Source organism: Neisseria sp. P0009.S007 (genome assembly GCF_051962515.1).
The window spans coordinates 1-6,653 of the sequence record NZ_JBQCVF010000041.1 but is presented as its reverse complement, the minus strand read 5'-3'; the positions used below and the strand labels follow the sequence as shown (position 1 = coordinate 6,653).

Genomic DNA, 6,653 nt, shown 5'->3' with positions numbered 1-6,653 from the left:
GGCTATTTGCACCTCAACACACTCAACGGCGCATTGACCGCCGGCAGTGAAAACAACCAATGGGACGGTTCATTCAAACTGGACAAAGCCAACCTCTACGCAACCGTTTTGACCGCCGCCAATTTTGAACTCAAAGGCAGCCATAAAAACGACCGACTCCAAACCAACTTTACCTTTTCCAGCCCATTGGTTTGGCAAAAAGGCAAAGGCATTGATGCGCCCAAACTGCACCTCAGCACCCTGCAAGACACCATCAACCGCCTTCCCCGCCCCCGATTCATCAGTACACTCGAAGGACAGGCCAATTTCAGCCTCAATACATGGGAAGGCCGTCTGAAAGGCGCATTTGACAGACAAGCCCTCGCCTTGGCCTTTAAATACCAACGCGATGCCCAGCCGCGCCCGCACCTTGACGCCGGTATCGCCTTACAAAAACTCAATCTGACCCCTTACTTGGAAGATCTGAAAACCCAGCCATCACTGAATCTTCCTTCCCTGCTGGCCAAATCCTGGTTGCCCGACATTGAGGCCAACCTCCAAATCGGCAGCATTCAAACTGCCGGTCTGCAATTAGAAAACATCGAATCCCTGCTCACCGCCGATAAAGAACATATAGCCCTACACCGTTTCAAAGCCGGGCTTTATGGCGGCAAAACCGAGGGAGGCCTGAGTATTGCGGCAACCCAACCTGCTTCCTACCACCTTCAGCAAAACGCAAAAGGCATACAAATTCAGCCGCTGCTGCAAGACCTGTTCGGTTTCCACAGCTTCAGCGGCAGCGGCGACGCCGTTATCGACATTAAAACTACCGGCAATGACCGTGCCCAAATGATACAAGCCTTAAACGGCAGCCTGCTTCTCGATATTACCAACGGTGCATGGCACGGCATCGATATGGACAGCATTCTGAAAAACGGCATCTCTTCGGAAAAAATCGACAACAGCAACCTCAAAACCCCTTTCCATCATTTCATCCTCAATAGCGAAATCGAGAAAGGCATCAGCCATCATATCAACACCGAACTGTTTTCTGACAGCCTGCACGTTGTCAGCAGCGGCTATACCGATTTAAATACCCAAAAGCTATCGGAAAACCTGCTTATAAGCAACGTACTGCAACCTAAAAACAAACCGATTCCCCTCAAAATCGGCGGTACCGTACAAAACCCTTCCATTACCCTCGATTACAGCCGCTTAACCAATGGCATGAACACACCTGCAGAAAAACAAAAAGCCCTGCAAGAAACCATACAAGAACAATGGAAGTGGCTCAAACCACGCTAAATTTTCAAATTAAAGGCCGTCTGAAACCCAAAAAGTTTCAGACGGCCTTTTAACAGATACATTGTCAGAATAAGATGTTTATTGGGGAATGACCATATACACAATCAGTGCAACAATGATGGCAAACCATATGGCCAACATTATCAAGCCTTTTTTGGAGAGTTTTCTTTTTCTCCAATCGAGCTTCAATATTTCTACCGTACCCTCAAACATAGACCCAATTATTTCCATCAATATTTGAAGTAGAAATTCCAATAAATCCGACATCTACAAACCCAAACGCTCCCAAATCTGATCGATTTTGGCCGTAACGGCAGGGTCTTTTTTGATCACACGCCCCCATTCGCGGTCGGTTTCACCCGGCCATTTGTTGGTCGCATCCAAACCCATTTTGCCGCCGAGTCCGCTGACAGGGCTGGCGAAGTCGAGATAATCGATGGGCGTATTTTCTACCAAAACAGTGTCGCGTACAGGGTCCATGCGCGTGGTGACCGCCCAGATGACTTCTTTCCAGTCGCGCACGTTCACATCGTCATCAACCACGATGATGAATTTGGTGTACATAAATTGGCGCAGGAACGACCAGCAGCCCATCATCACGCGCTTGGCGTGTCCGGCGTACTGTTTTTTCATACTCACCACCGCCATGCGGTAGGAGCAGCCTTCGGGCGGCAGGTAAAAATCAGTGATTTCAGGGAACTGCTTTTGCAAAAGCGGTACGAACACTTCGTTCAATGCCACGCCCAAAACGGCGGGTTCATCGGGCGGTTTACCTGTGTAGGTGGAGTGGTAAATCGGGTTTTCGCGCATGGTGATGCGCTCGACCGTGAACACGGGGAAATGGTCCTGCTCGTTGTAATAGCCCGTGTGGTCGCCGTATGGGCCTTCCAACGCGGTTTCGTTCGGATGGATGACGCCTTCCAGCACGATTTCAGCGCGTGCGGGCACTTGCAAATCATTGCCGATACATTTCACCAGCTCCGTCCGCGAACCGCGCAACAGTCCGGCAAATTGGTATTCGCTCAAGGTATCGGGAACGGGCGTTACCGCGCCCAAAATGGTGGCAGGGTCGCAGCCAAGCACGACGGCGACGGGATACGGCGTATCGGGATTGAGTTTGCGGAATTCCTGATAATCCAACGCGCCGCCGCGATGCGACAGCCAACGCATAATCAGCTTATTTTTGCCGATTAGTTGCTGACGGTAAATACCGAGATTTTGGCGTTTTTTGTTTGGTCCGCGCGTAACGGTCAAGCCCCACGTTACCAGTGGCGCAACGTCTTCCGGCCAGCAATGCTGAATCGGAAGTTTATACAAATCAACGTCCTCACCTTCCCGCACGATTTCCTGACACGGCGCATTTTTCACCACGTTCGGCGCCATGCTCCAAATGTCTTTCAGCAACGGCAGTTTAGAAAATGCGTCTTTGATGCCTTTAGGCGGTTCGGGTTCTTTCAGATACGCCAACGTCTGCCCGATTTCACGCAGCTTGGACACACTGTCCGCACCCATGCCCAGTGCCACGCGTTCGGGCGTGCCGAACAGATTCGCCAAGACGGGATAATCATAACGCGTACCATCAGGCTTAATCGGGTTTTCAAACAACAACGCCGGCCCTTCGGCGCGCAGCACGCGGTCGGCAATTTCGGTCATTTCCAAATACGGCGACACCGGATGCTGGATGCGCTTTAGTTTGCCATCAGCTTCCAATCCGGCGATAAATTCTCGCAAATCTCTGTATTTCATGATTTCATTTTCCTGAACAGGCCGTCTGAAAGCAGACCGCCATTTCGGGTTTGAAAGATAAACCAGCGGCTATTGTACCTGCCAAATCTGTTCAAATCCCAACTTTCCACGTCCGAATTTCTAGATTTTTTGCAAACTACCGTCAAATTTAAACAATATCTGCTTGTGATTGCTTTCAGACGGCCTTATCTTTGGTAAAATTCCAACTTAATCCAATCATCAATCAATATTTATCGTGGGACGGCGGCCATGTTTGCAATTTTAGAATCTTTTTTCGTTGAATACGGCTATGCGGCCGTGTTTTTCGTTTTGGTTATTTGCGGCTTCGGCGTGCCGATTCCTGAAGATTTGACACTGGTAACCGGCGGTGTGATTTCCGGCCTGGGTTATACCAACTCGCATATTATGTTTGCCGTCGGCATGCTCGGCGTATTGGTAGGCGACGGCTTTATGTTTGCGGCCGGCCGGATTTGGGGACAAAAAATCCTTAAATTCAAACCGATTGCCCGCGTGATGACACCCAAACGCTACGCCCAAGTACAGGAAAAATTCGACAAATACGGCAACTGGGTTTTATTCGTCGCCCGTTTCCTGCCCGGCCTGCGTACTGCCGTTTTCGTGACCGCTGGTATCAGCCGCAAGGTTTCCTACCTACGTTTTATCCTGATGGACGGCTTGGCCGCGCTGATTTCCGTTCCGGTTTGGATTTATCTGGGCGAATACGGCGCACGCAATACCGACTGGCTGATGAAAAAAATGCATAGCCTGCAATCCGGTATCTTTACCGTACTGGGCATCGGCGCAGTCATCGTCGGCTGGATTTGGTGGAGAAAACACCGCCGCCACACCTTCTTCCGTGAAAAATTACACGAAAAACGTGCTGCAAAAGCCAAAAAACAAGCCAATCAATAAACCATTCCAGGCCGTCTGAAACACTTCCCCGCTTTCAGACGGCCTCAATCATTCATCAGAAACACCATGAAACAAAAAATCTTCGTCCTCTACACCGGCGGCACCATCGGCATGACCCAAAGCAGCGCAGGCCTGCGTCCCGACACCGCCCTCGTCGATAAAGCCCTTGCCCCCTTTTCAGACGGCCTTGATTTCGAATGGCACGTTTGTCAGCCGCTCATCGATTCTTCCGCGGTAATGCTACAAAACCAACGCGACTGGCTGGATCTTATTATCGCCAAACTGCCTGACTATGACGGCATTTTGGTGCTGCACGGTACGGATACCATGGCATACACCGCCAACCTCTTCGCCCTTTCGCTGCAAGGCTTGGACAAACCCGTTATCCTGACCGGCTCACAATGGCCTTACGATGCCGCCAACAGCGATGCGCCGCGCAACCTTGCCACCGCTGTTTCCGCCTTCTCGCTCAAACTCAAACAAGTGGCGATTGCCTTTGACGGCAAACTCTTCCCCGCCGTCGGCAGCAGCAAGGTCAGCACCGAGACCGCCGCAGGTTTTGACAACCTGCATTTTGGCGCACTCGCCGAATGGGAGGAAAACAAAGGTTGGCACAATATCCGTACCGCCCCGACCCAACATTCAGACGGCCTCAAACCGCGTCTTCCAAATCCTGAAGCCAAAGTTTCCATCCGCACGCTGATTCCCGGTTATGCCGCGCAAGAACTTTCAGACGGCCTGCCCCACCTTTCCGCCCAAGCCCTGATTCTGCAAAGCTACGGCCACGGCAATGCGCCGAGTAACGATGCGTTTGTCCGAGCCGTCCAAGCCTTTACGCAACAAGGCAAATTGCTGCTCAACATCAGCCAAGTGCCGCAAGGTTGCGCCGCCGCCGTCTATGCCCAAGGCGATGCTTTGCGTCAGACAGGTATCATCAACGGCGGCAAATGCAATCTCGAAACTGCCACTGCGCTGATGACCCTTGCCATTTCCCATGACTGGAATGCAGATAAGGTGCAACAAGAATTGCAACAATTAAATCTGCTGTAAACCGCCATTTAATATGACTTTCACCGACACCCACTGCCATCTTGCCGACCCCAAACTTGCCGACATGCTGCCTGCCGTGCTTACCGAAGCGCAAGCCGTTGGCGTGGCGCGTTTTATCGTACCGGCCACATCCCCCAAAGATTGGCATCCCGTTGCGCAGTTGGAAAGGCCGTCTGAAAACATCCATATCGCTTTGGGCATTCATCCGTGGTTTGCAGACGGCCTCAACGAAGCGGCATTCCAAGAGTTAGAGAAAGAATTAATCCAGCATCCTCAGGCATGGGTTGGCGAAATCGGCTTGGATTTTTATGGCAAAGAGCAAACCCAAGCGCAACGCGACACGCAAACCGACGTCTTTATCCGCCAACTCATCCTCGCCCAAAACCTCAACCGCCGCGTCATCATCCATAATCTGAAAGCCACCGCCGCCATTGCCGCCGCCGTCAAAACCGCCGGTTTCACACAAGGCGGTATCGTTCACGCTTTCTCCGGCAGCGTAGAAGAAGCGCGGATTTTGGTGAAACTCGGCTTCAAAATCGGCATAGGCTCACTGCTGCTCAATCCCAATGCAAAAAAAGTCCGTGCCGCCTTACAAGCCTTAGATGACACGGATTTTGTTCTTGAAACCGACAGCCCTTTTATGCTCGGCCATGAAACCAATACACCAGCCAACATCCGCCGTATCGCCGAAATTGCAGCCGAACTGCGCGGCATACCGCTGGCGCAACTGGCTGAAATAACCGAGCAAAACGTGGATTCCCTGCTCCATACTTCCCCTTGATATGCCGACCTCAAGGCATCAAAAAGCCTTGCCCGGCCATTTCGTTTCCAAACCGACACACTCTGCCCTCCCTACCCCATATTCATGAATAAAAAGCGATACAAGGCCGTCTGAAAAAATGTTTTTGGCACAAAATATCGTTCACTCCGTCATCTCGGCTTTTTAACACCGTATTTTCCCTTTGATTGATAAAAAGTATTACGCATATTATTGGGCAAACTTTTTATTTACGTTAAAATATGCCTTTTTTTGATAATAAGGCCGTCTGAAAAAGGCGGAAACTAATTATGGCTGAACAACATACACACGCTTCCACCTGGAAGAGCAAAATCAATGCTCTCGGCCCGGGTATCATGATGGCTTCGGCGGCAGTCGGCGGCTCGCACCTGATTGCCTCCACGCAGGCAGGCGCACTTTACGGCTGGCAGCTTGCGCTGATTATCATTCTGACCAACCTGTTCAAATACCCTTTTTTCCGCTTCAGCGCACATTACACGCTGGACACGGGCAAAAGCCTGATTGAGGGCTATGCCGAAAAAAGCCGCGTTTATTTGTGGGTATTTTTGATTTTGTGTATTGCATCGGCAACGATTAATGCCGGTGCAGTCGCCATCGTTACCGCCGCCATCGTCAAAATGGCGATCCCATCGCTGACTTTCGATGCCGGCATGGTGTCCGTCATGATTATGGTTTCCTGCCTGCTGATTTTGGCAAGCGGCCGCTATAAAGCATTGGACAACGTTTCCAAAATCATCATCGTCAGCCTGACCATTGCCACCGTCGCCGCAGCCGCCGTGGCCATGTCTCGCGGCATGCAGATGAAACCCGACTTTATCGAGCCTACCCCGTGGACACTGGCAGGCTTGGGCTTCCTCATCGC

Annotated in this window: 6 protein-coding genes; 5 read left to right on the top strand and 1 reads right to left on the bottom strand. The window is 51.2% G+C overall.

Going from position 1 to position 6,653, the window contains the following annotated elements:
- A partial coding sequence (locus ACTHS3_RS05655; protein WP_440367354.1) for an AsmA family protein occupies positions 1 to 1,284 on the top strand: 1,284 nt, incomplete at its 5' end.
- 267 nt (positions 1,285 to 1,551) lie between these two features.
- Here the strand turns inward: ACTHS3_RS05655 and ubiD are convergent.
- The gene (ubiD, locus tag ACTHS3_RS05650) at positions 1,552 to 3,030 is read right to left on the bottom strand and encodes a 4-hydroxy-3-polyprenylbenzoate decarboxylase (RefSeq protein WP_440367352.1); all 1,479 of its coding nucleotides are present in this window, start codon (positions 3,028 to 3,030) and stop codon (positions 1,552 to 1,554) included.
- Positions 3,031 to 3,279: 249 nt separating this feature from the next.
- On the opposite strand from ubiD, the gene ACTHS3_RS05645 reads away from it, so the two are divergent.
- The 4 genes from ACTHS3_RS05645 to ACTHS3_RS05630 form a co-directional block, all read left to right on the top strand.
- Entirely contained in the window at positions 3,280 to 3,942 is a 663-nt protein-coding gene (locus ACTHS3_RS05645) for a DedA family protein (RefSeq protein WP_070607941.1), read from the top strand.
- 66 nt (positions 3,943 to 4,008) lie between these two features.
- Positions 4,009 to 4,992, top strand: coding sequence for an asparaginase (locus tag ACTHS3_RS05640; protein WP_070607943.1), 984 nt, complete (start codon positions 4,009 to 4,011; stop codon positions 4,990 to 4,992).
- A 13-nt stretch (positions 4,993 to 5,005) separates the two neighbouring features.
- Complete coding sequence (locus ACTHS3_RS05635) at positions 5,006 to 5,773, top strand: TatD family hydrolase (protein ID WP_070504434.1); 768 nt, start codon at positions 5,006 to 5,008, stop codon at positions 5,771 to 5,773.
- A gap of 287 nt (positions 5,774 to 6,060) precedes the next feature.
- Positions 6,061 to 6,653, top strand: a 593-nt coding sequence (locus ACTHS3_RS05630; RefSeq protein ID WP_440367349.1) for an Nramp family divalent metal transporter, incomplete at its 3' end; no start/stop codon positions are given.